The organism is Allobosea sp. LjRoot9 (genome assembly GCF_964252745.1).
GTDB lineage: Bacteria > Pseudomonadota > Alphaproteobacteria > Rhizobiales > Beijerinckiaceae > Allobosea.
In genome coordinates this window covers 975,282-1,000,137 of the sequence record NZ_CAXUPC020000001.1, presented here as the reverse complement: position 1 = coordinate 1,000,137, position 24,856 = coordinate 975,282, and the positions used below count along the sequence as shown (strand labels likewise).

At 65.6% G+C, this 24,856-nt stretch carries 25 protein-coding genes; 14 read left to right on the top strand and 11 right to left on the bottom strand.

The features are described 5' to 3' along the window. Window positions 1-15: 15 nt before the first annotated feature. The 3 genes from pdxA (at window position 16) to ACSQ3P_RS04775 (ending at window position 3,083) form a co-directional block, all read left to right on the top strand. The gene (gene pdxA / locus ACSQ3P_RS04785; protein ID WP_436164461.1) at window positions 16-1,032 is read left to right on the top strand and encodes a 4-hydroxythreonine-4-phosphate dehydrogenase PdxA; all 1,017 of its coding nucleotides are present in this window, start codon (window positions 16-18) and stop codon (window positions 1,030-1,032) included. After that, window positions 1,029-1,877 carry a 16S rRNA (adenine(1518)-N(6)/adenine(1519)-N(6))-dimethyltransferase RsmA gene (gene rsmA, locus ACSQ3P_RS04780; RefSeq protein WP_436164460.1) on the top strand — a complete coding sequence of 283 codons (849 nt, stop codon included), beginning with the start codon at window positions 1,029-1,031 and terminating at the stop codon, window positions 1,875-1,877. Before pdxA ends, rsmA begins: the two co-directional genes overlap by 4 nt. Before the next feature lie 210 nt (window positions 1,878-2,087). Further along, window positions 2,088-3,083: a Bug family tripartite tricarboxylate transporter substrate binding protein gene (locus ACSQ3P_RS04775; protein WP_436164459.1), complete on the top strand. Its 996-nt coding sequence runs from the start codon at window positions 2,088-2,090 to the stop codon at window positions 3,081-3,083. 44 nt (window positions 3,084-3,127) lie between these two features. On the opposite strand, the gene gmk is transcribed toward ACSQ3P_RS04775, so the two are convergent. The 8 genes from gmk to fabD all read right to left on the bottom strand — a co-directional run bounded on the left by gmk (window position 3,128) and on the right by fabD (window position 10,275). Further along, entirely contained in the window at window positions 3,128-3,775 is a 648-nt protein-coding gene (gmk, locus tag ACSQ3P_RS04770; protein ID WP_092165811.1) for a guanylate kinase, read from the bottom strand. Between the two features lie 6 nt (window positions 3,776-3,781). Then, window positions 3,782-4,663 carry a YicC/YloC family endoribonuclease gene (locus ACSQ3P_RS04765; RefSeq protein ID WP_436164458.1) on the bottom strand — a complete coding sequence of 294 codons (882 nt, stop codon included), beginning with the start codon at window positions 4,661-4,663 and terminating at the stop codon, window positions 3,782-3,784. Between the two features lie 44 nt (window positions 4,664-4,707). Then, window positions 4,708-5,181: a hypothetical protein gene (locus ACSQ3P_RS04760; protein ID WP_436164457.1), complete on the bottom strand. Its 474-nt coding sequence runs from the start codon at window positions 5,179-5,181 to the stop codon at window positions 4,708-4,710. 32 nt (window positions 5,182-5,213) lie between these two features. Then, window positions 5,214-6,602 (bottom strand): endolytic transglycosylase MltG, encoded by a 1,389-nt coding sequence (gene mltG, locus ACSQ3P_RS04755; RefSeq protein ID WP_436164456.1) that lies wholly within the window; start codon window positions 6,600-6,602, stop codon window positions 5,214-5,216. 146 nt (window positions 6,603-6,748) lie between these two features. Next, the gene (fabF, locus tag ACSQ3P_RS04750) at window positions 6,749-8,014 is read right to left on the bottom strand and encodes a beta-ketoacyl-ACP synthase II (protein WP_069691692.1); all 1,266 of its coding nucleotides are present in this window, start codon (window positions 8,012-8,014) and stop codon (window positions 6,749-6,751) included. Window positions 8,015-8,068: 54 nt separating this feature from the next. Then, window positions 8,069-8,302: an acyl carrier protein gene (locus tag ACSQ3P_RS04745; protein ID WP_054207921.1), complete on the bottom strand. Its 234-nt coding sequence runs from the start codon at window positions 8,300-8,302 to the stop codon at window positions 8,069-8,071. A gap of 259 nt (window positions 8,303-8,561) precedes the next feature. Then, window positions 8,562-9,299 carry a 3-oxoacyl-[acyl-carrier-protein] reductase gene (gene fabG / locus ACSQ3P_RS04740; protein WP_436164455.1) on the bottom strand — a complete coding sequence of 246 codons (738 nt, stop codon included), beginning with the start codon at window positions 9,297-9,299 and terminating at the stop codon, window positions 8,562-8,564. Window positions 9,300-9,330: 31 nt separating this feature from the next. After that, entirely contained in the window at window positions 9,331-10,275 is a 945-nt protein-coding gene (gene fabD / locus ACSQ3P_RS04735; protein ID WP_436164454.1) for an ACP S-malonyltransferase, read from the bottom strand. Window positions 10,276-10,603: 328 nt separating this feature from the next. Here fabD and rpsF point away from each other — a divergent pair, with 328 nt between their 5' ends. The 11 genes from rpsF (at window position 10,604) to ACSQ3P_RS04680 (ending at window position 21,173) form a co-directional block, all read left to right on the top strand. After that, window positions 10,604-11,074, top strand: a complete 471-nt coding sequence (gene rpsF, locus ACSQ3P_RS04730) for a 30S ribosomal protein S6 (RefSeq protein WP_069691695.1) — start codon at window positions 10,604-10,606, stop codon at window positions 11,072-11,074. 3 nt (window positions 11,075-11,077) lie between these two features. Then, window positions 11,078-11,323, top strand: a complete 246-nt coding sequence (gene rpsR, locus ACSQ3P_RS04725) for a 30S ribosomal protein S18 (protein ID WP_038367644.1) — start codon at window positions 11,078-11,080, stop codon at window positions 11,321-11,323. Between the two features lie 162 nt (window positions 11,324-11,485). Further along, window positions 11,486-12,427 carry a hypothetical protein gene (locus tag ACSQ3P_RS04720; protein ID WP_436164453.1) on the top strand — a complete coding sequence of 314 codons (942 nt, stop codon included), beginning with the start codon at window positions 11,486-11,488 and terminating at the stop codon, window positions 12,425-12,427. A gap of 35 nt (window positions 12,428-12,462) precedes the next feature. Continuing rightward, a complete protein-coding gene (gene rplI / locus ACSQ3P_RS04715; protein ID WP_436164452.1) occupies window positions 12,463-13,026 on the top strand; it encodes a 50S ribosomal protein L9 in 564 nt (187 codons plus the stop codon). A 167-nt stretch (window positions 13,027-13,193) separates the two neighbouring features. Continuing rightward, on the top strand, window positions 13,194-14,681 hold the full coding sequence (locus tag ACSQ3P_RS04710) for a replicative DNA helicase (RefSeq protein WP_436164451.1): 1,488 nt from the start codon (window positions 13,194-13,196) through the stop codon (window positions 14,679-14,681). Beyond that, window positions 14,678-15,808, top strand: a complete 1,131-nt coding sequence (gene alr / locus ACSQ3P_RS04705) for an alanine racemase (RefSeq protein WP_436164450.1) — start codon at window positions 14,678-14,680, stop codon at window positions 15,806-15,808. Before ACSQ3P_RS04710 ends, alr begins: the two co-directional genes overlap by 4 nt. Window positions 15,809-15,813: 5 nt before the next feature. Then, window positions 15,814-17,211, top strand: a complete 1,398-nt coding sequence (gene radA, locus ACSQ3P_RS04700; RefSeq protein WP_436164449.1) for a DNA repair protein RadA — start codon at window positions 15,814-15,816, stop codon at window positions 17,209-17,211. A gap of 107 nt (window positions 17,212-17,318) precedes the next feature. Next, the gene (locus ACSQ3P_RS04695; RefSeq protein WP_436164448.1) at window positions 17,319-18,002 is read left to right on the top strand and encodes a CvpA family protein; all 684 of its coding nucleotides are present in this window, start codon (window positions 17,319-17,321) and stop codon (window positions 18,000-18,002) included. A 44-nt stretch (window positions 18,003-18,046) separates the two neighbouring features. Beyond that, the gene (gene purF / locus ACSQ3P_RS04690) at window positions 18,047-19,519 is read left to right on the top strand and encodes an amidophosphoribosyltransferase (RefSeq protein ID WP_436164447.1); all 1,473 of its coding nucleotides are present in this window, start codon (window positions 18,047-18,049) and stop codon (window positions 19,517-19,519) included. Window positions 19,520-19,538: 19 nt separating this feature from the next. Beyond that, a complete protein-coding gene (locus ACSQ3P_RS04685) occupies window positions 19,539-20,279 on the top strand; it encodes an SDR family NAD(P)-dependent oxidoreductase (RefSeq protein WP_436164446.1) in 741 nt (246 codons plus the stop codon). A 126-nt stretch (window positions 20,280-20,405) separates the two neighbouring features. Then, a complete protein-coding gene (locus ACSQ3P_RS04680) occupies window positions 20,406-21,173 on the top strand; it encodes a tetratricopeptide repeat protein (RefSeq protein WP_436164445.1) in 768 nt (255 codons plus the stop codon). Window positions 21,174-21,314: 141 nt separating this feature from the next. Here the strand turns inward: ACSQ3P_RS04680 and der are convergent, their stop codons facing one another. The 3 genes from der to queA all read right to left on the bottom strand — a co-directional run bounded on the left by der (window position 21,315) and on the right by queA (window position 24,852). Continuing rightward, window positions 21,315-22,730: a ribosome biogenesis GTPase Der gene (gene der / locus ACSQ3P_RS04675; RefSeq protein ID WP_436164444.1), complete on the bottom strand. Its 1,416-nt coding sequence runs from the start codon at window positions 22,728-22,730 to the stop codon at window positions 21,315-21,317. Window positions 22,731-22,883: 153 nt separating this feature from the next. After that, entirely contained in the window at window positions 22,884-23,546 is a 663-nt protein-coding gene (locus ACSQ3P_RS04670) for a tetratricopeptide repeat protein (protein ID WP_436164443.1), read from the bottom strand. A gap of 220 nt (window positions 23,547-23,766) precedes the next feature. Beyond that, window positions 23,767-24,852 carry a tRNA preQ1(34) S-adenosylmethionine ribosyltransferase-isomerase QueA gene (gene queA, locus ACSQ3P_RS04665; RefSeq protein ID WP_436164442.1) on the bottom strand — a complete coding sequence of 362 codons (1,086 nt, stop codon included), beginning with the start codon at window positions 24,850-24,852 and terminating at the stop codon, window positions 23,767-23,769. Window positions 24,853-24,856: the final 4 nt, after the last annotated feature.

Below are 24,856 nucleotides of genomic sequence, written 5' to 3'. Positions count from 1 at the left end.
CTCGCGGAGGCAAAGGTGCCAGCGCCGCCCCTGGCCCTGACGCAGGGCGACCCCGCCGGAATCGGCCCAGAACTCGCATTGCTGGCCTGGCGCGAACGCGAACAGCGCGCGCTGCCCGCCTTTGCCTGCATCACGGACATCGACCATCTCGCGCAGACCGCGCAGAGGCTCGGGCTCGATGTGCCGCTGATCTCCTGCGGGTGGGATGCGGTGAACCGCTCCTTCGCGAAGGCCTTGCCTGTCATCGCGCATGGTCACGCCGTGACGGCAATGCCGGGACAGCCGGATCCGGCATCGGCCGCTGGCACGATCGGCTCGATCACCTCTGCGGTCGCGGCTGTGAGGCAAGGACAGGCCTCTGCCGTCGTCACCAACCCGATCGCCAAATCCGTGCTCTATGCCGCCGGCTTCGCCCATCCCGGCCACACGGAATTCCTCGCGCATCTCGCCGCTGATGGCGGCGCGGCGCCTCACCCGGTCATGATGCTGTGGTGCGAGGACCTCGCGGTCGTTCCCGTCACGATCCATATCCCGCTGCGGTCGGTGCCGGATGCCCTGACGCAGGAGCTGATCGTCGAAACCGGCCGGATCGTCGCCGGTGAATTATCGCGCCGCTTCGGCATCGCCTCGCCCCGCATCGCGGTGAGCGGCCTGAACCCGCATGCCGGCGAAGGCGGCGCGCTCGGGCGCGAAGACGATGAGGTGGTCGCGCCTGCCATCGCCAGGTTACGGGCGCTGGGCATCGAGGCGCGCGGCCCCTACCCGGCCGACACGATGTTCCATGCCCGGGCGCGCGCCGGCTATGATGTCGCGCTGGCGATGTACCATGACCAGGCGCTGATCCCGATCAAGACGATCGCCTTCGACGAGGGGGTGAACGTCACGCTCGGCTTGCCCTTCATCCGAACCTCTCCGGACCACGGCACCGCCTTCGACATTGCCGGGCAAGGCATCGCCCGGCCGGACAGTCTCTGCGCCGCGCTGCGGCTTGCCGCACGCATGGCGGCGCAACACGCGCAGGCTGCGGCGTGAGCCAGATCGACACCCTGCCGCCCCTGCGCGATGTGGTCGAGCGCCATGGCCTGATGGCCCAGAAAGCGCTTGGGCAGAACTTCCTGTTCGACCTCAACCTGACGGGACGGATCGCGCGGGCAGCCGGCCCGCTGGTGGGTGAGACCGTGGTCGAGATCGGACCAGGCCCCGGCGGGTTGACGCGAGCCCTGCTCGCCAATGGCGCCGGCCGGGTGATCGCGATCGAGCGCGACCGGCGCTGCCTGCCCGCGCTGGCGGAGATCGCCGCGCATTACCCAGGTCGTCTGGAGATCATCGACGGCGACGCGCTGGCTGTCGACCTCAGACCGCATCTTGCCGGCAAACCGGCCCGCATCGTCGCAAACCTGCCCTATAATATCGGCACGCCGCTGCTCGTGGGCTGGCTCAGCCTCGACCCCTGGCCGCCCTGGTGGCAATCGCTGACGCTGATGTTCCAGCGCGAGGTCGCCGAGCGGATCGTGGCGACACCCGAGGAGCGCGCCGATTACGGCCGGCTCGCCGTGCTGTGCAACTGGCTTTGCGACACGAAAATCCTGTTCGACGTGCCGCGCACCGCTTTCGTGCCCCAGCCAAAGATCACCTCCTCGATCGTGCAGCTCATTCCGCGCGCCGAGCCGGAGCCCTGCGACCGGCGCCTGCTCGAGCGGATCACGCTTGCCGCCTTCGGCCAGCGACGCAAGATGCTGCGCCAGAGCCTGAAGCCGATCCTGTCGGATCCGCTGCCGCTGATCGAGGAAGCCGGACTTGCGCCGACGGCCCGGGCCGAGGAAATCCCGGTCTCGGGCTTCGTGCGGCTCGCCAACGCCTTGGCACGGCAACGCTGATTAGAGCAGGTTCCGATCCGGTTGGGTCGGAACCTGCTCTACCTCTTTGTTTTAACGCGTTTTCTTCACGCGAACCGCTATCCACTTCGCTCGAAAACGCGCTAGGCAAGATGCCCGTAGTTCAAGGCCTTGATCTTGCATCGGCTCGCCCGAAAACCGGCTCCCAGGTTTCGGGCCGATGCTCTGGTTCGCCATCAGGAGGTCGCGCCGATGCGCCGCGCCATCGCGTCCTTGTTGAGCTGCATCACGGTCGCTGCCGGCTTGACGGGCGCTCGCCCGACCGAGGCCCAGCCGACGGATTATCCAATGAGGCCAGTCCGGATCGTCGTCGGCTTCGCGGCGGGCGGCGCGCCCGATGCGCTTGCCCGCATCGTCGCCGAGAAGCTGACGCAACGCTGGGGCAAGCCGATCATAGTCGAGAACCGGGTCGGCGCCCAAGGCAACACCGCCATGGCCGCCGTCGCCAAGGCGGAGGCCGACGGTTACACGCTGGCGCTGATGCCGGTCGGCAATGCAGCGGTCAATCCGGCGCTGTTTGCCAATCTGCCCTATGATCCGGTCAAGGATTTCTCCCCGATCACGCAAATCGCCAGCGTCGAGAACGTGCTGGTCGTTGCCTCCGGATCATCGATCGCGACCGCTCAAGACATGCTGGTGCGCGGGCGGCCCGGTCCGAACCAGCGAGGCCTGACCTATGCGTCTCCCGGCGCCGGCAGCCTGGCCCATCTCGCCGCCGAATTGTTGGCCCGTTCGACCGGCCTATCGATGACACACGTACCTTATCGCGGGGTCGCGCCGGCCCTGACCGACGTCCTGCGCGGCGATGTCGACTTGATCTTTGCGCAGCTCTCAACCGCCAAGCCCTTGATCGATAGCGGCCAGTTGCGAGCGCTCGGGCTCGCCAGTGCGCAGCGCAGCCCGGTGATGCCGGAATTGCCGACCATCGCCGAGGCCTTCGGATTGCCGGGCTTCGAGGCCGTCTCCTGGTATGCGCTGATGGCGCCTGCGGCGACGCCGGCTCCGATCGTCGCGAAGCTGAACGAAGCCGTGTCCCAGGCGATCAGATCCGCCGATGTTGCGGAGGCCATGCAGGCCCAGGGCGCAACGCCGATAGGCAATTCGCCAGCCGAGCTTTCAGCGGTGATCGCGGCCGACAGCGCGCGCTGGTCCAAGCTCGTCCGCGACGCGGGCATCCAGCCGAACTGACACGCCAGAGCCGGATCCAGCTTTTCGGGCCGATGCTCTGGCCGCTACGGCAGAGCCTCGCCGAGCAGGCGATCGACGAAATCCTTGAGGCCGGTCGCGCGGCTGCGCTTCAGCCGCTCCGCCGTCAGGATCGCCTTGATCGATTCATAGGCCGCGCCGAGATCGTCATTGACGATGACGTAGTCGTATTTCTCCCAGCGCGCGATCTCGTCACGGGCGTTGCCGAGGCGCTTGGCGATGACCTCGGGAGCATCCTCGGCGCGGCGCACGAGCCTGGAGCGCAATTCGGCCATCGAAGGCGGCAGGATGAAGATGGTGACGACATCCTCACGGGCTTTCTTGACGATCTGCTGGGTGCCCTGCCAGTCGATGTCGAAGAGCACATCCCGGCCATCGGCGAGCGACGTCTCGACATCCTTGCGCGGCGTACCATAGCCATTGCCATGGACCTCGGCCCACTCAAGCAATTCGTTGTGCTGGCGCATGGCGTCGAAGGTCGCGCGATCGATGAAGCGGTAATGCACGCCGTCGATCTCGGAGGGGCGCTTGAGCCGCGTCGTCACCGAAATCGACAAATCGAGGTTGTTCTCGTTCTGCGACAGATTGCGCGTCAGCGTCGACTTTCCCGCGCCGGAGGGCGAGGACAGGATCAGCATAAGCCCGCGACGGGCCGGGCGAACGGCGTCAGCCATCAGCGCTCACTCCACATTCTGCACCTGCTCGCGCATCTGGTCGACGACGGTCCGCAGCTCCAGGCCAATCCGCGACAAGCCCGCATCGCCCGCCTTGGCGCAGAGGGTCGAAGCCTCGCGACCGAACTCCTGCGAGAGGAAATCAAGCTTGCGGCCGATCGCGCCGCCCTGGTCGAGCAGCACCTGCAAGGCGACGACATGGGCGTGTAGACGGTCGACCTCCTCTCGGATGTCGGCCTTGACCGCCAGCAGGGCCGCCTCCTGATGCAAGCGCTGCGGATCGAGCGCCGGGCTTGCCTCCATCAGTGCCTGCAGCTGTGTAGCCAGGCGCTCACGGATCGCCTCGACGCCGCGGGCGGGGTGGCTCTCGGCCTCGGCCGTGAGGCGGGCGATGCTGTCACGATGCCCGGAAAGCACGGCTTCGAGCGCACGTCCCTCGCTTGCCCGCGCCTCCTTCAAGGCCAGCACGACAGCTTCCAACCCCTTCAGCGCGGATGCCTCGACGGCTCCGAGCGCGTCCTGGGCTTCTTCGGTGAACTCGACCACGCCGCGAATGCCGAGCAGCCCGTCATAGGAGGCGGGGCGAATGGCATCCGATGCGGGCAGGCGCGATACCGCCTCCAGAAGCGTGGCGAGCGCCGCTTCGTTGATCCGCGGACGCGGTGGGCCGGCATCGCTGGTCACTGCGAGGTTCACATGCAGGGTCCCACGCGAAAAGGCGCTGGAGATGCGCTTTCGCGCGGCTTCGGCGATGCTCTCGAAACCCGGCGGCACACGCACGCGCACATCCAGGCCACGCCCGTTGACGCTGCGGATCTCCCAGGCCCAGGCATGCATGCCCACCGTGCCGGCGACGCGGGCAAATCCCGTCATGCTCTCAATGGCCATTCAATTCTCTCGAGGCTGAAGCGATTTAGAATGCACTGCTTAACCTAAATCGAGGGTGCGACAATAGCGCTACGCGACCACCGCCAAACTTCTACGATACGCAACACGACAAAAACAGACATAAATACAAGTAAAACGAACAGCATATCTTTTACAAAATATTGTCCCTTATGAATTGAATCAACTAAAATAACGACACCATAAATATTGAATAAGAACAACAATTTATCGATTAAAATTATCGCCCACACTAAAAACCTATCTCTTAATTTTCGAAAATTTTCTGACATCCCCACCGCAAAGAAGGTGAATATAATTCCAAAGCCCGCCAAGACATATATATAGAAATCGCTCTTGATAAGAAAATCAGAAACCGGAACCTGTTCAACAACAGGTGATAAATCTCTCTTGTACCCGAATTTTGAGAGCAAGATCGCAGCGCACACGATCAGAAATGAAAGGCTCCAATTGCCCCAAAGCGAACTGCCAAACTCCCTCGTGAAAAAACGCTTTACCATGCCCCTCTCCAGAAACCGCGCCTTGCTCAACTTCAAGGCTTAAGTTGCGGTACTTGCTTGGGGCTGTTCAGATCGAAGCTCTTGTTCAGCAGGGGATCGCGCGCTGTCCCTTCCGAGGCGTCGAAGGCTCGGGCCCGACCGGTGACGCCGGCCTGGACGTTGGCGCCCGGCTGAGCCACGGGAGCCCCCGCACGGCGGCTCCCCGGGGTCGGGAAGGTCTCGACATCATCGGTATCGGTGTTGGCCCGCTGCGGTCCGGGCGCCTCGGTGCGCGTATCGGGCGCCGGCGGCGGCTCGACCTTGTCGACGGAGGATTCCGACGGCGGCTTGCCCGGCTCGCGACGCCCTGCCTCGAGCTGGCGCCAGCGCCCGACATTGCGGTTGTGCTGGTCCAGCGTCTCGGCGAAGGCATGGCCGCCACTGCCGTCGGCGACAAAATAGAGCTCCTTGGTCCGCGAGTGATTGACCACGGCCTCCATGGCGGCGCGGCCCGGATTGGCGATCGGGCCGGGCGGCAGCCCGTCGATGACATAGGTGTTGTAGGGCGTCGCCTGGGTGATCTCGTTGCGCTGGATCGAGCGGCCGAGCGTACCCTTGCCGCCGACGATGCCATAAACGATCGTCGGGTCGGACTGGAGCTTCATCTTGCGGTTGAGGCGGTTGATGAAGACGCCGGCGACGCGCGGCCGTTCATCGGCCCGGCCGGTCTCCTTCTCGACGATGGAGGCCAGGATCACCAGCTCCTGCGGCGTCTTGATCGGCAGATCGGCGGGGCGTTTGGTCCAGATCGCGTTGAGGGCGATGCGCTGGTCGCGCGTCATGCGGTCGACGATGGCCTGCCGGGTCGAGCCTCGCTGGAACTTGTAGGTATCGGGCAGGATCGAGCCTTCACGCGGCACCTGGATCACATCGCCGGTCAGAAGGTCGTTATCCTTCAGCCGCGCGATGATCTGCTCGCTGGTCAGCCCCTCCGGCACTGTGATCGAATGCTCGACGGCCTTGCCCTCGGCGATGATGTCGAGAATCTCCTGCTGGCTGGCGCGGGCTTTGAACAGATATTCGCCCGCCTTCAGCTTGGTCCAGTTGCCGGTCACCAGCGCCGAGACGCGGAAGGCCCAGGGGTGCTCGATCAAGCCTTCGCGCAGCAGGAGATCGGAGATCTCCGTCAGGCCGCTCTCCTTCGGGATGATCAGGACACGGTCGCTGGCGAGCGGGCCCGGCGCCTTGCTCTGGCTGCCGATCACGGCAATGCCGGCGCCGACGACGCCCGCCAGAACCAGCAGCGCCGTGAACAGGCCGCTCATCATCGCGATGAAGGGGCTGCGACGGCGGCGGCGCGCCTTTGGCGGCGGCGCGGGCGGAGCGACCGGCTTGAGTGCCTCGCTGGGGCTCTTGGGGGCGACGCGGGGCGACTGGTTCACGGTTCGGCGCTCGCATTTCTTCAAATTGATACAGGCTTCGTGCCGTCGGCGAGACGGGTACGACCAGCAAGCCAGCCTGTCGCGGTTTCGACCGGCAGACTAGCAGAAATTATGGCGAAAGCGCGCTGCCCCCCGAAATATGGAGCTCAGTCGACGTAGCGCCGCATCACCAGAGAGGCGTTGGTCCCGCCAAAGCCGAAGGAATTCGACAGCACAGCGTCGATGCGGCGCTTCTTGGCGACATGAGGCACGAGATCGAGATCGGTCTCGACAGAGGGGTTGTCGAGATTGATCGTCGGCGGTGCGATCTGGTCGCGAATCGCCAGGATCGAGAAGATCGCCTCGATCGCTCCGGCGGCGCCGAGCAGGTGGCCCGTGGCCGATTTGGTCGACGACATCGCCGGCTTGCGCGAGGCATTGGCCAGAAGCCGCTCGACCGCGCGCAGTTCGATCTCGTCGCCGAGCTGTGTCGAGGTGCCGTGCGCGTTGACGTAATCGAGATCGGACGCCGTCAGCCCCGCCCGATTCAACGCTGCGGACATGCAGCGATAAGCGCCGTCGCCGTCTTCCGAGGGCGAGGTGATGTGATAGGCGTCGCCCGACATGCCGTAGCCGGTGATTTCGGCGTAGATGCGGGCGCCGCGCGCCAGGGCGTGTTCGAGTTCCTCCAGCACGACAACGCCGGCGCCCTCGCCCATGACGAAGCCGTCCCGGTCCTTGTCATAAGGACGCGAAGCCTTCTCGGGCGTGTCGTTGAATCCGGTCGACAACGCGCGGCAGGCGCAGAAACCTGCAATGCCGAGCCGGTTGATCGCCGATTCCGTGCCGCCGGCCACCATCACCTCGGCATCGCCGAGCGCGACCATGCGGGCAGCGTCGCCGATCGCATGAGCGCCGGTGGAGCATGCCGTCACGACCGCGTGGTTGGGGCCCTTGAGCTGGTTCTCGATCGAGACATAGCCCGCCGCCAGATTGCTCAGGCGGCCGGGAATGAAGAAGGGCGAGAGCCGGCGCGGGCCGCGCTCCTTCAGCAGAATGGAAGCCTCATAGATGCCGCCGAGCCCACCGATGCCGGAACCGATCGCGACGCCGGTCGCGGTCTGGTCCTCATAGCTCTCGGGCGCCCAGTTCGCATCGGTCAGCGCCTGCTTGGCCGCCGCCATCGCAAAGACGATGAAATCATCGACCTTGCGCTGTTCCTTCGGCTCCATCCAATCGTCGGGATTGAAGGTGCTGTCGGTGCCATCGCCACGCGGAATGTTGCAGGCGATCCGCGCAGGCAGATCGCTCGCGTCAAAACTCGTGATCGGCCCGGCGCCGCTGGCGCCGGACAGAATGCGAGCCCAAGTCGGCTCGACGCCACATCCGAGCGGCGTCACCATGCCGAGGCCGGTGACGACGACACGTCGCATCGTAAAACTGCGTGAAACCATGGGACTTTCGGCGGCGAGCGACCTGAAGGCTGCTCAGGCGGTCTTCGACAGGAACTTGACGGCATCGCCGACGGTCACGATCGTCTCGGCCGCATCGTCGGGGATCTCGACGCCGAACTCTTCCTCGAAGGCCATCACGAGCTCGACGGTGTCAAGGCTGTCAGCGCCCAGGTCTTCGATGAAGTTCGCGCCGTCCACGACCTTCTCCGGCTCGACGCCGAGATGCTCGACCACGATCTTCTTCACGCGCTCGGCGACATCGCTCATGGGTCTCTTCCTTAAAGCTTGAAACACACCGCTGGATCGCGACGCGTATAGGGGAATTGCACTTCCCGTATCCCGCCTCACCAGAATGGTGCCGGCGGGCCGGAACTCTCGAAGCCTGCACAAACGCAACAACCGGGTCCTCGTCAAGTCCCCTCGGCACCTGCGCTGCAGCGCGACGGCGCTCAGTAACACAGGCCGCGGAGGCTGGCGAGAGTACAAAACCCTCTTTGAAAACTTTTGAAAAGCTTTATCAAGCCATTCAAATCATTGTCATTCCACCGTTGACGTGCAGAGTCTGCCCCGTCACGTAAGCGGCCTCATTGCTGGCGAGATAGGCAACCGCGGCAGCAACATCTGCGCCCGAGCCCAGCCGGCCCATCGGCACGTCGGACAAGATGCCCTCGCGCTGCTTTTCGTTTAGCGCCTGCGTCATCGGCGACTCGATGAACCCCGGCGCGACGATATTGACGGTGATGTTGCGGCTGGCGACCTCGGCCGCGAGCGCTTTCGACATGCCGATCAGCCCAGCCTTGGAAGCCGCGTAATTGCCTTGCCCGGGATTGCCTGTCGTCCCGACGACGGAGCCGATCGAGATGATACGTCCATAGCGGCGGCGCATCATCGTCTTCACGGCCGCACGCGAGAGCCTGAAGGCTGCGGTCAGATTGACGGCGATGACGCTGTCCCAATCTTCGTCCTTCAGGCGCAGGAACAGGTTGTCGCGCGTGACGCCGGCATTGTTGACGAGGATGTCGAGCCCACCGAGCTTCTCTTCCGCCGCCGGCACCAGCGCCTCGACCGATTCCTTGTCGGACAGATTGCAGGGCGCGATCACAGCCCGCTCGCCGAGCTCGGCGGCCAAGGCCTCCAGGGCCTCGACGCGCGTCCCCGAGAGCGCCACGGTCGCGCCCTGGCTGTGCAGTTGCCGCGCGATCGCGCCACCCAGGCCGCCGGTCGCGCCGGTGACCAGGGCCTTCTTGCCCGTCAAATCAAACATGGTCTCTCCCTGTGTTCGGCGCCCCGCCGTTTCACCCGTTCCGGGTTTTGTAATTTGCGATATCGTCGGCCGTGCCGACGGAGATCGTGGCGGCTCCCGCCGCAATCCGCTTGATCAGGCCGGCCAGCACCTTGCCGCTGCCAGCCTCGACGAATTGGGTGACGCCGGCATCGGCCATCGCCAGCACGCATTCGCGCCAGCGCACCGTGCCGGTGACCTGCGCCACCAATGACGCGCGAATGGCGGCCGGATCGCTCAGCGGCGCGGCGCCGACATTCGCCATCACCGGAACGACCGGCGCCTGCATCGAGACAGCCGCCAGCGCGGCACGCATGGCCTCGGCCGCAGGCTGCATCAGGGCGCAATGGAAGGGCGCAGAAACCGGCAGCAGCATGGCGCGCTTGACGCCGCGTTCGGCAGAAAGCGCGATGGCGCGCTCGATCGCCGCCTTGGCGCCCGACAGCACGACCTGGCCACCGCCATTGTCATTGGCCGCCTCGCAGACTTCGCCCTGGGCGGCGTCATTGGCTATGGAGCGCGCGAGATCGAGCTCCGCCCCCAAAAGCGCGGCCATGGCGCCCTGCCCCGCCGGCACGGCCTTCTGCATGGCGTCGCCCCGGATCCGCAGCAGGCGCGCCGCGTCCGTGATGCTGAAAGTCCCGGCTGCAGCGAGCGCCGAATATTCGCCGAGCGAGTGGCCGGCGACGAAGGCCGCGTCGCGCTTCAGATCGAGCCCCGCCTCGGCCTCGAGCACGCGAATGACGGCGAGGCTGACAGCCATCAGCGCCGGCTGCGCATTGGCGGTCAATGTCAATTCCTCGGCAGGCCCTTCCCACATCAGGGTGGAGAGCTTCTGCGAGAGCGCCGCATCGACCTCGTCGAACACGGCTTTCGCCTGGGGGAAGGCCTCGGTCAGGCTCTTGCCCATGCCTACGACCTGGGAACCCTGGCCGGGAAAGATGAACGCTGTGGTCATTTCAGGCTAACCTCGATCGTCACGCCATAGTGATCAAGACGGCGCTGTCACATTGCTGGAGAGCTCCCGTCAAGCAACTCATGCGACATTTCCGCTGTCCATATGGGTTCTTTGCACTGATTTTGGTTGCGCGAGGCGCCGTCAGCCTGTAACGACCCGCTTCTGCTTGTTCGGCCGGAGGCTGAACGGATGGCGGGCTTACGCCCGCAGGTTCCTAGTCAGGACCGTCATCCCGTGTCTCCGCCTTCGATGAAATCCTGTCGGGCCTGTTCCAGGGCTCGGAGGGCTCCGCGCCGGGCGAAGCAGGGTGAAACAGAAAGGCCACTCAATGGCATTGTACGAGCATGTCCTGCTCGCGCGACAAGACGTCAGCGCGCAGCAGGTCGAAACCCTTGTCGAGCAGTTCAAGGGCATCATCGAGGCGAATGGCGGCTCGGTTCCGAAGGTGGAGTACTGGGGCGTCAAGTCGCTCGGCTACCGCATCAAGAAGAACCGTAAGGCGCATTACTCGCTGCTGAACATCAACGCCCCCTCCGCCGCCGTGCTGGAGATGGAGCGCCAGATGCGCATCAACGAAGACGTCCTGCGCTTCCTGACCGTTCGCGTCGAGGAGCTCGAAGAGGGTCAGTCGGCCATGCTGCAGAAGCGTGACCGCGACGACCGTGGCGATCGGGGCGACCGCTTCGACCGTGGAGGCCCGGGTGGCGGCGGCGACCGTTTCGACCGCGATCGTGGCCCGCGCCGCGACCGTCCGCGTCGCGACGACGAAGTCACCGAAACCACCGGCGCGGAGGTCTGAGCCATGTCGACTGCATCAGCCGGCGCTCGCCGCCCCTTCTTCCGCCGCCGCAAGTCCTGCCCCTTCTCGGGCGAGGGCGCTCCGAAGATCGACTACAAGGATGTGCGCCTGCTCTCGCGCTACATCTCCGAGCGTGGCAAGATCGTGCCGTCGCGCATCACGGCGGTCTCCGCCAAGAAGCAGCGTGAGCTCGCCCAGGCGATCAAGCGCGCCCGCTTCCTTGGCTTGCTGCCCTACGTCATCCGCTGAGCGGGTTTGAGACTACCCGGCGGCGCCTCGGCGCCGCCGGTTCATCGAAACGACAACCCATGGTCGCCCAGTGGTGAAACTCCACCGGGTATGTTGAGGCGAAAAGCCTCTCACCCTGTCGGGCCGAAAGGCTAGCGAACAGCGGGACAGCAGGACGAAAGCATGCTTCCGATCGTCGGCATCGGCGCGGGCCTGGTAGCGGCCCTGCTCTTCGCGGTGGTGATCACTGGATCGCCGCTGGCGGCATTGCTGTATTCCGCCGCCCCCCTCCCGATCTTCATCGCAGCGCTCGGCTGGAACCACCGCGCCGGCCTCGTGGCCATCACCGCGGGCACGCTTGCGGTCGCCGTGGCGCTCAGCCTCACCGCCGGGGTTGGCTTTGCCGTCATCATCGCCGTGCCGGCCTGGTGGATCGCCTATCTCGCCTTGCTGGCGCGCGAGGAGGCAGGCGCTGTCGAGTGGTATCCGCTCGGCCGGCTGCTGCTCTGGATCGCCGGAACAGCCGCGCTTGTCACCGTCGGCAGCGCGCTGGTGATGACAACGGATTACGACGCCTATCGCTCCGTCATCGCCCGCATCATCGAAAACCTGCTCACCGAGATGGTGCGCGCCAAGTTGATCGCGCTGCCCGCCGATGTCCGGCTGCCGGAGCTCGCCCAGAGCCTCGCGCCGGCGGTTCCGGTCGGCATCGGCGCGTCCTTCGTCACCACGATCACCGCCAATCTCTGGATCGCCGCCAAGGCGGTCCGCATTTCCGGCCGGCTGCCGCGGCCCTGGCCGTTCATTCCCGCCACCACATTGCCGCGCCAGGCGCTGCTGCTGCTGGTGCTTGCCGTGGTGACGGCCTCGCTCGGCGGCTTCGTCGGCGTCGCCGGCGCGGCGATGACCGGGGCCTTGCTTGCCGCCTTCATGTTCAGCGGGCTCGCCCTCCTGCACGACGCCTCGCGCGGCAAGGCCTGGCGCACGCCGATGCTCGTCTCGGTCTATGTCGCGCTCATCGTCATGCAAGCCGTCCTGACGCCACTTCTAGCTCTGGCAGGCCTGCTCGACACCCTTCTCGGCCTGCGCAAGCGGGTTGCGCTGCCTCCACCACCTAACGCCTAACCCTATCAACCACACTCAAAACGGAGATTAAGACCATGGAAGTGATCCTGCTCGAACGCGTCGCCAAGCTCGGCCAGATGGGCGAAGTCGTGCGCGTGCGCGACGGCTTCGGCCGCAACTACCTGCTCGCCCGCGGCAAGGCGCTGCGCGCCACCGAAGACAACCGCAAGCGCTTCGAGACCCAGCGCATCGAGCTCGAGACCCGCAATCTCGAGCTGAAGTCGGAAGCCGAGACCGTCGCCGAGACGCTGAACGGCCACTCGGTCGTGATCCTGCGCCAGTCGGGCGAATCCGGCGTGCTCTACGGCTCGGTCTCGACCCGTGACATCGCCGAGTCCCTGACCGCCGACGGCTTCCACGTCGCCCGCAGCCAGGTGACGCTGAACACCCCGATCAAGACGCTCGGCCTGCACACCGTCCCGGTCGTGCTGCATCCGGAAGTCGCGGTGACGGTCACGATCAACGTCGCCCGTTCGGCTGAGGAAGCCGAGCGCCAGGTGCGCGGCGAGAACGTCACGGCTCGCGAGGAATTCGACCTCGACGATCTCGGCCTCGAGGTCGGCGCGGCCCTGGCGGAAGCCGGCGAGGACGATCGCTGAGCTTTCTCGATTTCGCATCAAGTCAAGGGCGCCATGGCAACATGGCGCCCTTTTCGTTTGGTGGGCTGTGAAGTGCGTGGATTGCGGATTCGGTGCTGGCGCAAACCGTCAGGGTGCTAGACTAAACTACGTTCCGATTCATCCCTGACCGAACCTGTCCGCAGCCCATGGCCACCGCCACCGCCCTCGTCGCCCGCCTCGAAAACCGCGAGGCCGAGTACCGCGTCCAGCCTCACAACATCGAGGCGGAGCAGGCGCTGCTGGGCGCGATCCTGGTCAATAACGACGCCTTCTATCGCGTCTCCGACTTCCTGCTGCCGGACCATTTCTTCGAGGCGATCCACCAGCGCGTCTTTGAGTTGATGTCGAGCCTTGTCCGCGCCGGCAAGATTGCGACGCCGATCACGCTCAAGACCTTCGTCGGTGAGATGGACCTCGGCGGCATCACCGCCTCGCAATATCTCGCCCGCCTCGCGGCGGAGGCGACGACGGTCATCAACGCGCAGGATTACGGCCGCACGGTCTACGATCTCGCCATCCGCCGCCAGCTCATCGGCGTCGGCGAAGAGCTGGTCAATGTCGCCTATGACGCGCCGGTCGAGATGGCGCCGCGCGAGCAGATCGAGGACGCCGAGCGCAAGCTCTACGAACTTGCCGAAAAAGGCCGCTACGAGGGCGGCTTCCAGAAATTCGACAATGCGCTGCGCACCGCGATCGACATGGCGGCCAACGCCTATGCGCGCGCCGGCGGCCTCTCGGGCATCTCGTCGGGCCTGCGCGATCTCGACCAGCGCATGGGCGGCCTGCAGCCCTCCGACCTGATCGTGCTCGCCGGCCGCCCCGCCATGGGCAAGACGTCGCTTGCAACCAACATCGCCTTCAACATGGCGAAGGCCTGGCGCGGCGAGCGGCAGCCGGACGGTACGCTCAAGACCGTTGATGGCGCCATCGTCGCCTTCTTCTCGCTCGAAATGTCGGCCGACCAGCTCGCGACGCGTATCGTCGCCGAGCAGTCGGGCATCTCCTCCTACAAGATCAGGCAGGGCCGCATCACCGAGGCCGATTTTGCGCGGCTGACCGATGTCGCGGCGCAGATCGAGAAGCTGCCGCTCTATATCGACCAGACCGGCGGCATCTCGATCGCCCAGCTCGTTGCTCGCGCCCGCCGATTGAAGCGTCAGAAGGGGCTCGACGCCCTCTTCATCGACTATCTGCAGCTCCTCTCCGGCTCGTCCAAGAACAGCCAGAATCGTGTGCAGGAATTGACCGAGATCACCACCAGCCTGAAGGCGCTGGCCAAGGAGCTTGCCGTTCCGATCATCGCGCTTTCACAGCTCTCGCGTCAGGTCGAAAGCCGCGACGACAAGCGCCCGCAGCTCTCGGATCTGCGTGAATCGGGCTCGATTGAGCAGGACGCCGACGTCGTGATGTTCGTCTACCGCGACGAATATTATCTCAAGGGCAAGGAGCCGCGCCCCGGCACCGAAGAACACAACAAGTGGCAAATCGAGATGGAAGCCGCCCATGGTGTGGCCGAGCTCATCATCGGCAAGCAGCGCCACGGCCCCACCGGGGCGATCGCGCTCCAGTTCGACGCCGAGGTGACGCGCTTCTCCGACCGCGCTGACGACCTCCGACTCCCGGATCGCGAATGAGCACCTTCGATTCAACCGACGCCGCGACCGCCGGCGCCATCCTTACCGTCGATCTCGGCGCGTTGGTCGCCAATTGGCGGGCGCTGGGCGCGCGTGCCGGCACGGAAGCGGGCGCGGTGGTCAAGGCGAACGCCTATGGCATCGGCATCGAACCGGCGGTGACGGCGCTCGCCAGGGCCGGCTGCCGCAGCTTCTTCGTCGCGCATCTCTCCGAGGGTATCCGGGCGCGCAGCGTTGCCCCCGATGCGGCGGTCTATATCCTCAACGGGCTTTTGCCCGACACGTGCGGCGTCTATGCGGAACACGGGCTGTCGCCCGTGCTCGGTTCGCATGAGGAACTGCTGGAATGGGCCTCCTTTCGCCAGACCGGCGCGCAGGTCCGGCCAGCGGCGCTGCATGTCGATACCGCGATGAACCGGCTCGGGCTCTGGCCCGGCGAGGGGCTCAATCTGGCCCGCGAGCGCAGCGGCGTGATCGCCGCAGCCGGGATCGGGCTGGTGATGAGCCATTTTGCCTCCTCCGAGGACGAGGCGGACCCGGCCAATGCCCGCCAGATCGCAGCCTTCGCCGAGATCGCGGCCGCATTCCCCGACACGCCGGCCTCGCTGAAGAATTCCTCCGGCCATTTCCTGAAGGACTGCCCGTCCTATCAGCTCACCCGGCCAGGCTATGCGCTCTATGGCGGCAACCCGACGCCGGGCCAGGCCAACCCGATGCAGCCCGTCATCGGCCTGGAGGCGCGCATCATCCAGCTGCGCGAGGTCGAGGCCGGTACGCAGGCCGGCTATAATGGTCGCTGGACGGCCAAGAGCCGGCGCAAGCTCGCCACCATCTACCTCGGCTATGCCGACGGCTACCCACGCAATGCGAGCTGGACCGATGCCGTCACGGGCGGCTCGGCGCTGGTCGGCGGCGTCATCTGTCCCTTCGTCGGCTCTGTCTCGATGGATCTGATCATCGTCGACGTCACCGAAGCCCCGGCCGACGCGGCGGTTCGCGGCGCGAGCGTCACCCTGATCGGCGGCCCACTCGATATCGAGACGGTCGGCGCCGGGGCCAAGACGATCGGCTACGAGATCCTGACCAGCCTCGGCCGGCGTTATGCGCGCCGCTATACCGGGCTCTAGAGCGGGTGGCCAAGCGCGGTCCGACCTATATCTGCCAGGCTTGCGGGGCGGTCTATCATCGCTGGCAAGGCAAATGCGACGCCTGCGGTACATGGTCCTCGCTATCTGAGGAAGCCCAGGCGGCGCCTGTTCCCGGTGGCCGCACCTCATCGAACGGCAAGGCGCGCGGACGCGTCTTCGCCCTGGAGACCCTGAAGGGCGACACGCAGGACGCGCCGCGCATCAAGGCCGGCATCGGCGAACTCGACCGCGTCACCGGCGGCGGCTTCGTGCCGGGCTCGGTGCTGCTGATCGGCGGCAATCCCGGCATCGGCAAATCGACCTTGCTGATGCAGGCCTGCGCCGCTCTCGCGCTCTCCGGCCGCCGCGTCGTCTATGTCTCGGGCGAGGAATCGACCGGCCAGGTCCGCTTGCGCGCCGAGCGCATGGGGCTGGCCGAGTCCCCAGTCGATCTGGCAGCGGAGACCAATGTCGAGGACATCATCGCGACCTTGGGCCAGGGCAGCCGCCCTGCCCTGGTGGTGATCGATTCGATCCAGACCATGTGGTCGGGCGAGGTCGAGAGCGCGCCGGGCACCGTCACCCAGGTTCGCGGCTCGGCGCAGGCACTGATCCGCTATGCCAAGACCAGCGGCGCCTGCCTGATTCTCGTCGGCCATGTCACCAAGGACGGGCAGATCGCCGGCCCCCGCGTCGTCGAGCACATGGTCGATGCCGTGCTCTCCTTCGAGGGCGAAGGCGCGCATGCCTTCCGCATCCTGCGCGCCCAGAAGAACCGTTTCGGCCCCACCGACGAAATCGGCGTTTTTGAGATGACCGGAATGGGCCTGTCGGAGGTGACCAACCCCTCGGCGCTTTTCCTCGCGGACCGGGATCAGGCGGCACCAGGCGCAGCGGTCTTCGCCGGGATCGAGGGCACGCGGCCCGTACTGGTCGAGATCCAGGCCCTGGTCGCTCCAACCTCGCTGGGCACGCCGCGCCGTGCCGTCGTCGGCTGGGAGAATAGCCGCCTGGCCATGGTGCTAGCCGTGCTCGAGACCCATGGCGGGCTCAAGCTTGGCCAGCACGATGTCTATCTGAATGTCGCGGGCGGCCTGCGGGTCAACGAGCCCGCCGCCGATCTGGCAGTCGCCGCCGCGCTGGTCTCATCGCTGAGCGGGGCGATCCTGCCGCCGGAATCGGTCTATTTCGGCGAGATCGCGCTGTCGGGCGCGATTCGGCCGGTATCGGTCGCGCCCGCGCGCTTGCGCGAGGCGTCCAAGCTTGGCTTCGAATCGGCCCTGATGCCTTCAGGCGGCGCAGATACGGGCGATGGCGGCGGGCTGATGCTGCGGCGCTTCGGCCATGTCACGGAGCTTGTTGCCGATATCGCGGCGCGTGCACCTCGCAGAGATGTGAAATGACTCGGACGCAATGGTGACGCAGGCCATGCGAGCGCGTATAGCAAAAACGATGTGGCCCGCCCATTTCACGCAGGCCTTCCTGAGTTCTTAAGCGAAGCGGCTTGTCCATGCCTGTCACCATCCTCGATCTCGTCGTCATCGGCGTGATTTTGATCTCGGCATTGCTGGCCGCCGTGCGCGGTCTGACGCGCGAAGTGCTGGCGATTGCCTCCTGGGTCGCCGCAGCCGCCGTGGCCTGGGTCTTCCACCCGCAGCTCCTGCCGCTCGCCAAGCAGTATATCCCCAATGACACGATCGCCCTGATCGCCTCGATCGCGGCGCTGTTCCTGGTGACCTTGATCGTGGTTTCGCTGGTGACGGCGAGGATTTCGGACTTCGTGCTGGATTCACGCATCGGCGCGCTCGATCGGACGCTCGGCTTCGTCTTCGGCGCCGGTCGCGGCCTGTTGCTCGCCGTCGTCGGCTATCTGTTCTTCAGCGCGCTGCTGCCCGAGAAGAACCTGCCGTCCTGGGCCAAGGATGCGCGCGCCCGCCCGATTCTGGAGGAAACCGGCCGCTCGCTCTTGACGATGCTGCCGCAAGACATCAACTCCGACATGATCAAGAAGATGCTCAAGCCCAAGACGGGCGAGGAGCCGACGGAGGCGCCGGCCGAGGAGCCTCGCGCCCCCGCCAGCCCAACCGCCGACCCACAGCGTCGCACCCAGGTGCCCAATGCCAACGACAAGCAGGCATTGCAGCGGGTGATCGAAGCTGGCAAAGCAACCACGCCTGCCCAACCCCGTCCGTAATTCGAGCGTAGAGACCTCCCAGTCCTGCCGCATTGGAGCCCGTGATGACGCTGCAGACCGAAGCCGAAGCCGCTTTTGACCCCAATGCCGATCGGCTGCGGGAGGAGTGCGGCGTCTTCGGCATCTTCGGACATGCCGACGCCGCCGCGCTGACGGCGCTCGGCCTGCACGCCTTGCAGCATCGCGGCCAGGAGGCTGCGGGCATCGTGACCTTCGACGGCAAGCGCTTCCACTCCGAGCGCAGGCTCGGCCTCGTCGGCGACGCCTTCTCTGAAGTCTCCGTCATCGAGAAGCTCAAGGGCAAGCAGGCCATCGGCCATGTCCGCTATTCGACCACCGGCGAGACCATCCTGCGCAATGTCCAGCCGCTCTTCGCCGAGCTCCATGGCGGCGGGTTTGCGGTCGCGCATAACGGCAACCTGACCAACGGCCTGACGCTGCGGCGCAACCTCGTCCGCGACGGCGCGATCTATCAGTCGACCTCGGACACCGAGGTACTGCTCCAACTCGTCGCGCGCAGCCGCAAACCGCGCTTCATCGAACGCTTCGTCGAGGCCATCCGCCAGATCGAGGGCGCCTATGCCTTCGTCGGTATGACCAACAAGAAGCTGATCGGCGCCCGCGATCCGCTCGGCATCCGCCCGCTGGTGCTGGGTGAGCTCGATGGCTGCCCGATCCTGACCTCCGAGACCTGCGCGCTCGACATCATCGGCGCGAAATTCGTTCGCGAGATCGAGAATGGCGAGGTGGTCGTCATTTCCGAGAGCGGCATCGAGAGCCACAAGCCGTTCCCACCGATGGCCGAACGGCCTTGCATCTTCGAGTACATCTATTTTGCCCGGCCTGACTCCATCGTGAAGGGCCGCAGCATCTATGAGCGCCGCAAGCAGATGGGCGCCCAGCTCGCAGCTGAAGCTCCGGCCAATGCCGATGTGATCGTGCCCGTGCCCGATTCCGGCGTGCCCGCCGCGCTTGGCTTCGCCCAGGCGAGCGGCATTCCCTTCGAGCTCGGCATCATCCGCAACCATTATGTCGGCCGCACCTTCATCGAGCCGACGCAGAAGGTCCGCGAACTCGGCGTGCGCCTGAAGCATTCCGCCAATCGCAGCGTCGTCGAGGGCAAGAGCATCGTGCTCGTCGACGATTCGATCGTGCGCGGCACGACCTCGCTGAAGATCGTCAAGATGATGCGCGAGGCCGGTGCACGCGAGGTGCATTTCCGCATCTCCTCACCGCCGATCACTCATCCCGATTATTACGGCATCGACACGCCCGACCGCGAAAAACTGCTCGCCGCAACACATTCTCTCGAAGAGATGCGCCAGTTCGTCGGCGCCGATTCGCTGGCCTTCCTCTCGGTCGACGGGCTCTATCGCGCCATGGGCCATGCCGGACGCGACCCCGTCCGCCCGCAATTCACCGACCATTGCTTCACCGGCGATTACCCGACCTCACTGACCGATGTGATCGGCGAGAGCGCCAAGCAGCAGATTTCGCTGCTGGCCGAAGCCGGCTGATCCCCGCTCAAGGAATTCCATGTCCAAGCCTTTGGAAGGGCGCGTCGCGCTCGTCACCGGCGCATCGCGCGGCATCGGCCGGGCGGCGGCGCTCGCCTTCGCCCAGGCTGGCGCGCATGTCGTCGCGCTTGCCCGCACCACCGGGGCTCTCGAAGAGCTGGACGACGAGATTATGGCGTTGGGCGGCAGTACGACGCTCGTCCCGCTCGACCTCGCAGATACCGCCGCGATCGAGAAGCTCGGCCCGGCCCTGCTGCAGCGCTGGGGCAAGCTCGACATCCTCCTGGCCAATGCCGGCATCCTGGGGCCGTTGACGCCCCTGACCCATGCCTCGCCGAAGGAATGGGCCAATGTGTTCGATACCAATGTCACAGCGAATTGGCGCTTGCTGAAATCGGTCGAGCCGGCGTTGCAGGCGTCGGACGCCGCCCGCGTGATCCTGATGTCCTCGGGCGCCGCGCATAAATGCCTGGCCTATTGGGGGCCGTATTCGATCTCCAAGGCCGCCGTCGAAGCGATGGCGCGCACCTATGCCGCCGAGACCGTGACGACACCGCTGAAGGTGATGCTGGTCAATCCGGGCCCGCTGCGGACAAAAATGCGCGCCGAGGCGATGCCGGGCGAGGATCCGCTGACGCTCAGGACGCCGGAGGAGCTGGCGCCGCATCTGGTCGAGATCGCTTCGCCCGCATGGAGCGAGACCGGCAAGATCTTCGATTTCCCGCAAGGAAAAGTGCTGACGCCGCAAATGCCGGCCTGAGGGAGCCTTATCGACAGGCCTGACGGCTCGACCGTTGGCGAGTCGACCGTTGGAGTAACGATGCTCACACGCTCCGTCCTGTCGCTGTCCGCCTTTGCCGCTCTCGGCCTGGCATCGGCCGTGATGATGACGGGGCGTGCCGTCGCGGATGGCGGCCCCATCACCCCGTCCGCCTCCCCGGTCGAGGAGTTGCGCCGAACCTGCCGCTCCGGCTCCGAGCCGTCGCTCGCGATGCCATCGGCTGACGCGCAGACACTGATTGCGCAGGCGCGGGAGTTGATCGCACGCCATGACCGGGCTCTCGCGGCCTGCAACCGGCTGATCGACGGCGGAAACCTCTCGGGCGGCGAGCTCGCAACCGCCCTTCTCGATCGTGGGGACCTCCTCGCGCCGGGATCGGGCGATGCTTACGCCCGCGCACTTGCCGATTACGACCGGGCCATCGCCCTTGCGCCGACCCTCGCCATCGCCTTCGCTAAACGCGGCAAGGCGCATCTGCTGTATATGAGGGACCTTCGGCGGGCCTTGCGCGACCTCGATACGGCCATCCGCCTCGACCCGTCGCAAGCGGATTTCCTTGTTACGCGCGCATCGATTCAGGCGTCGCAGGGAGAGCCGGACAAAGCTCTCCCCGACCTCGATCGAGCCATCGCCCTGGCGCCCGCATTGGAAAAGGCCTGGACCGTTCGCGGCTTGACCCATTTCAACAAGGGCAACACCGCTCGAGCCATCGCCGATTTCGATGAAGCCATCCGTCTCGCCCCCGATGCGGATGACAATTATCGCTTCCGCGCCGTAGCCAGGCGTGCGGCTGGCGATCAGGACGGGGCTCGAGCGGATGAAGCCAAGCTGGGCGAGCTGTCGTCTCGAAATACCGCCCCCTCATCGCGGTAGGCGGCACGATCTTCAGCGTTCGGGCGGCTGAGAATGACGGAGAAGGCGCGGGGAACCCCTCTCCTTACAGGAGAGGGCTCCCGCACCTGCTGGATTTCAGGCGGCGTCCCCCTTCCCGCCAGGGAGAAGGCAAGAACCGCGCTACTTCTTGCCTTTGTCGTAAGGGTTTTCGCCGCCGCGCGTATGCAGGCGGATCGGCGTGCCCGGCAGTTCGAAGGCCTCGCGCAGGTTGTTGACCAGATAGCGGGTGTAGGACACCGGCAGATGGTCGAGCTGGTTGCCGAAGAGCGCGAAGGTCGGCGGGCGCGCCTTGGCCTGCGTCATGTAGCGGATCTTGATGCGCCGGCCTGCGACGGCTGGTGGCGGATGGGCCGAGAGCACGCCTTCCAGCCAGCGGTTGATTCGGGCCGTCGAGACGCGACGATTCCAGACGTCGTAGCTCTCGAACACCGCCTGCATCAAGCGGTCGATTCCCTCGCCGGCAAGCCCCGAAAGCGGCACGATCGGCACGCCGCGCACCTGCGCGAGCAAATGCTTGGCCTTCTCCTTCAACTCCGCCAGCAAGCCGTTCTTGTCGGCGACGAGATCCCATTTGTTCAGGCCGATGACGACGGTGCGGCCCTCGCGTTCGGTGAAATCGACGAGCGTCAGATCCTGCTTCTCGAATGGGATCGTGGCATCCAGCAGCACGACGACGACTTCGGCGAAGCGGATCGCGCGCAGCGCGTCCTGCACCGACATCTTCTCGAGCTTTTCCTCGATGCGGGCGCGCTTGCGCATACCGGCCGTATCGAACAGTTTTACGGGGCGGCCACGCCATTCATAGTCGACGGAGATGGTGTCGCGGGTGATGCCGGCCTCGGGGCCGGTCAGCAGCCGTTCCTCACCGATCATCCGGTTGACCAGTGTCGACTTGCCGGCATTGGGGCGGCCGATGATGGTGACGCGCAGCGGCTTGTTCGGATCGTTGTACTCTTCGTCTTCATCGCCAGCGGCGGCCGGGACATCCACCCAGCGCTTGTCGCCATAGCTCTCGTCGAAGGCCTCTTCCTCTTCCGGCTCGTCATCGACGAAGGGCGCGAGCGCCTCCAGCAGGTCGGAGGTGCCCTCGCCGTGCTCGGCCGAGAACGGCACGGGATCGCCGAGGCCCAGCGCATAGGATTCGAAGATACCGTCCAGCCCCTTCTTCCCCTCGGCCTTGTTGGCGAGCAGGATGACGGGCTTGCCGGATTTGCGCACCAGATCGGCGAAGGGCTGATCCATCGGCGTGAGACCGAGCCGCGCATCGATCATGAACAGGATGACGTCAGCCTGGGCGATCGCGGTTTCCGTCTGCGCGCGCATCCGGCCCAAGAGCGAATCCTTGTCGGCCTCTTCCAGGCCGGCCGTATCGATTACGTTGAAGCGCAGATGTCCGAGCGAGGCTTCACCCTCACGCCGGTCGCGCGTCACGCCGGGCCGGTCGTCGACGAGCGCGAGCTTCTTGCCGACGAGCCGGTTGAACAGCGTCGACTTGCCGACATTAGGGCGGCCGATGATGGCGACGATGGCGGTCATTGCGTGTCAACTATTCCTGTTTCGCCTGCGTGGTCCAACGACGTCGGCTCCTTCGCAGTCGATAAAAACGCACGGTCATCCCGGATCCCCCTAGGGTCGCTCGGGATGACCAGCGCTACAAATGAAATTCTCGCAAACCTCGTTCGTGGGAACTCAGTTCTTCGTCTCGACTGCACCGCCGCGAACCAGAGCGAGGTAGAGATCGGTGCGCTGGCGCAGCACCTGCGGCGCTTGTGGGTCGGTGACGATCGCATCGAACCAGCGCCCGGCATCCTCGAAGAGATTGGCCTTGAGCGCAGCGATGCCCAGCATCTCCCGCGCCGAATGGCGCCAGACGCCCTGAGGCGTCACCAGCGGCTCCAGCGCCGTCTTGACCTCGGCATAGGGCGCGAGATCAACGCGCAGCATGCCGGCGCGCAGGCGCGCCAGATCGCGATAGAGCTGATCGAGCCCGCCATCATTGGCGAGCGCATCGAACGCCGTGACACCGGCAGCGGCATCGCGCTTGGCGGTCTCGGCAGCAAGACGGAAGCGCGCGATCTGGCGATAGCCGGCGGGAGCGCCCTCAGCGAGCTCCTTCAGGATCGTTTCGGCCTCCGCGCCATTGCCGTCGCGCGAGGATTTCAGCGCGGCTTCGAGCCGCGCGCCGACGGCCTGGGAGGCCTGGTTCTCGCGATGGAGCCAATACTGCCAGCCCGCGACAGCGAGCACGGCCAGCACGGCCAGCGCGACGAAGACGTTGCCGTATTTGCTCCAGATGGCCGCCGCCTTGTCGCGGCGCACCTCTTCATCGATTTCGCGAAAAATATCGGCCATGGCCCGTCAGAATTCCCTTGTTGCCGTGCCGGTTAGCATTTCCGCGCGGCGATTGCGAGCCGGAACACGACACCGACCTGCATAGGCTTTGGACTCTCCAGCCCTCATCCTGAGGAGCGCTTCCGTAGGGAGCGCGTCTCGAAGGATGGTCCCGGACGCTCTGGAACCGTCTGGAGCATCCTTCGAGACGCAAGCCTCCGGCTGCTCCCCAGGATGAGGGCTACGCGCCGCGATGCAGCAGGCTGGCGTCGCCATAGGAGTAGAAGCGGTAATTTTCCGCGATCGCATGGGCATAGGCGCGTTTCATGATGTCGAGACCGCAGAAGGCCGAGACAAGCATGAACAACGTCGAGCGCGGCAGGTGGAAATTGGTCAGCAGCAGGTCGACGGCACGGAAACGATAGCCTGGCGTGATGAAGATCGCGGTATCACCGGAGAAATGCGCGATGACGTTATCCTCGCCGGTTGCACTTTCGAGCAGGCGCAGCGAGGTCGTGCCGACCGCGACAATGCGCCCGCCCTTTGCCTTGACCGCATTCAGCGCAGCGGCCGTCTCGACCGAGACGCTGCCCCATTCCGCATGCATGCGGTGCTCGCTTGTGTCGTCCACCTTCACAGGCAAGAAGGTCCCCGCTCCGACATGCAGCGTAACGAGGTGGCGCGAGACTCCGTATGCATCGAGCGCGGCGACAAGATCCGGCGTGAAATGCAGGCCAGCCGTCGGAGCGGCGACCGCACCGTCCTCGCGGGCATGCATGGTCTGGTAGTCGCTTGCATCCTGGTGGTCGGTCGGGCGCTTGCCGGCGATATAGGGCGGCAGCGGCAGTTCACCGAGCCGCGCAATGGCCTCATCGAGCATTGGCCCTGACAGAGCGAAGCGCAACTCGACCTCGCCGCCCTCGCCTTTGGACAGAACCTCGGCTTCGAGTCGGCCGAGTTCGCAGACATTGCTCGCTCCGGCCTCACCGAAGACGATCATCTCGCCAATAGTGAGCTTCTTAGCCGGGCGGGCGAAGGCGAGCCAGCGATCGGCGCCCTCGCGCTTATGCAGCATGATCTCGATGCCGGCGGACGTCTCACCCCGGAAGCGGCGGCCGCGCAGCCGCGAGGGGATGACGCGGGTGTCGTTCAGGACAAGCGCATCCCCCGGCTGGAGCAGGCCGACGAGGTCGCGGATACCGCGATCCTCGAAAGGCTCGAGCGCATCAGGCCTGACGACGAGCAGACGCGCCGCATCGCGCGGGCTGGCGGGCCTCAGCGCGATGCGGTCTTCTGGGAGGTCGAAATCGAAGAGCTCGACATCCACAGCT

Excerpts from the sequence above, each read along its gene's own strand:
- ACSQ3P_RS04765 (WP_436164458.1), bottom strand. The coding sequence starts at position 4,663 with ATGGCCATTGAGAGCATGACGGGATTTGCCCGCGTCGCCGGCACGGTG.
- ACSQ3P_RS04760 (WP_436164457.1), bottom strand. The coding sequence starts at position 5,181 with ATGGTAAAGCGTTTTTTCACGAGGGAGTTTGGCAGTTCGCTTTGGGGC.
- gmk (WP_092165811.1), bottom strand. The coding sequence starts at position 3,775 with ATGGCTGACGCCGTTCGCCCGGCCCGTCGCGGGCTTATGCTGATCCTG.
- ACSQ3P_RS04695 (WP_436164448.1), top strand. The coding sequence starts at position 17,319 with ATGCCTGTCACCATCCTCGATCTCGTCGTCATCGGCGTGATTTTGATC.
- fabF (WP_069691692.1), bottom strand. The coding sequence starts at position 8,014 with ATGCGACGTGTCGTCGTCACCGGCCTCGGCATGGTGACGCCGCTCGGA.
- ACSQ3P_RS04745 (WP_054207921.1), bottom strand. The coding sequence starts at position 8,302 with ATGAGCGATGTCGCCGAGCGCGTGAAGAAGATCGTGGTCGAGCATCTC.
- rpsF (WP_069691695.1), top strand. The coding sequence starts at position 10,604 with ATGGCATTGTACGAGCATGTCCTGCTCGCGCGACAAGACGTCAGCGCG.
- ACSQ3P_RS04720 (WP_436164453.1), top strand. The coding sequence starts at position 11,486 with ATGCTTCCGATCGTCGGCATCGGCGCGGGCCTGGTAGCGGCCCTGCTC.
- ACSQ3P_RS04710 (WP_436164451.1), top strand. The coding sequence starts at position 13,194 with ATGGCCACCGCCACCGCCCTCGTCGCCCGCCTCGAAAACCGCGAGGCC.
- ACSQ3P_RS04670 (WP_436164443.1), bottom strand. The coding sequence starts at position 23,546 with ATGGCCGATATTTTTCGCGAAATCGATGAAGAGGTGCGCCGCGACAAG.
- rplI (WP_436164452.1), top strand. The coding sequence starts at position 12,463 with ATGGAAGTGATCCTGCTCGAACGCGTCGCCAAGCTCGGCCAGATGGGC.
- ACSQ3P_RS04680 (WP_436164445.1), top strand. The coding sequence starts at position 20,406 with ATGACGGGGCGTGCCGTCGCGGATGGCGGCCCCATCACCCCGTCCGCC.
- rpsR (WP_038367644.1), top strand. The coding sequence starts at position 11,078 with ATGTCGACTGCATCAGCCGGCGCTCGCCGCCCCTTCTTCCGCCGCCGC.
- der (WP_436164444.1), bottom strand. The coding sequence starts at position 22,730 with ATGACCGCCATCGTCGCCATCATCGGCCGCCCTAATGTCGGCAAGTCG.
- fabD (WP_436164454.1), bottom strand. The coding sequence starts at position 10,275 with ATGACCACAGCGTTCATCTTTCCCGGCCAGGGTTCCCAGGTCGTAGGC.
- fabG (WP_436164455.1), bottom strand. The coding sequence starts at position 9,299 with ATGTTTGATTTGACGGGCAAGAAGGCCCTGGTCACCGGCGCGACCGGC.
- ACSQ3P_RS04685 (WP_436164446.1), top strand. The coding sequence starts at position 19,539 with ATGTCCAAGCCTTTGGAAGGGCGCGTCGCGCTCGTCACCGGCGCATCG.
- alr (WP_436164450.1), top strand. The coding sequence starts at position 14,678 with ATGAGCACCTTCGATTCAACCGACGCCGCGACCGCCGGCGCCATCCTT.
- ACSQ3P_RS04775 (WP_436164459.1), top strand. The coding sequence starts at position 2,088 with ATGCGCCGCGCCATCGCGTCCTTGTTGAGCTGCATCACGGTCGCTGCC.
- purF (WP_436164447.1), top strand. The coding sequence starts at position 18,047 with ATGACGCTGCAGACCGAAGCCGAAGCCGCTTTTGACCCCAATGCCGAT.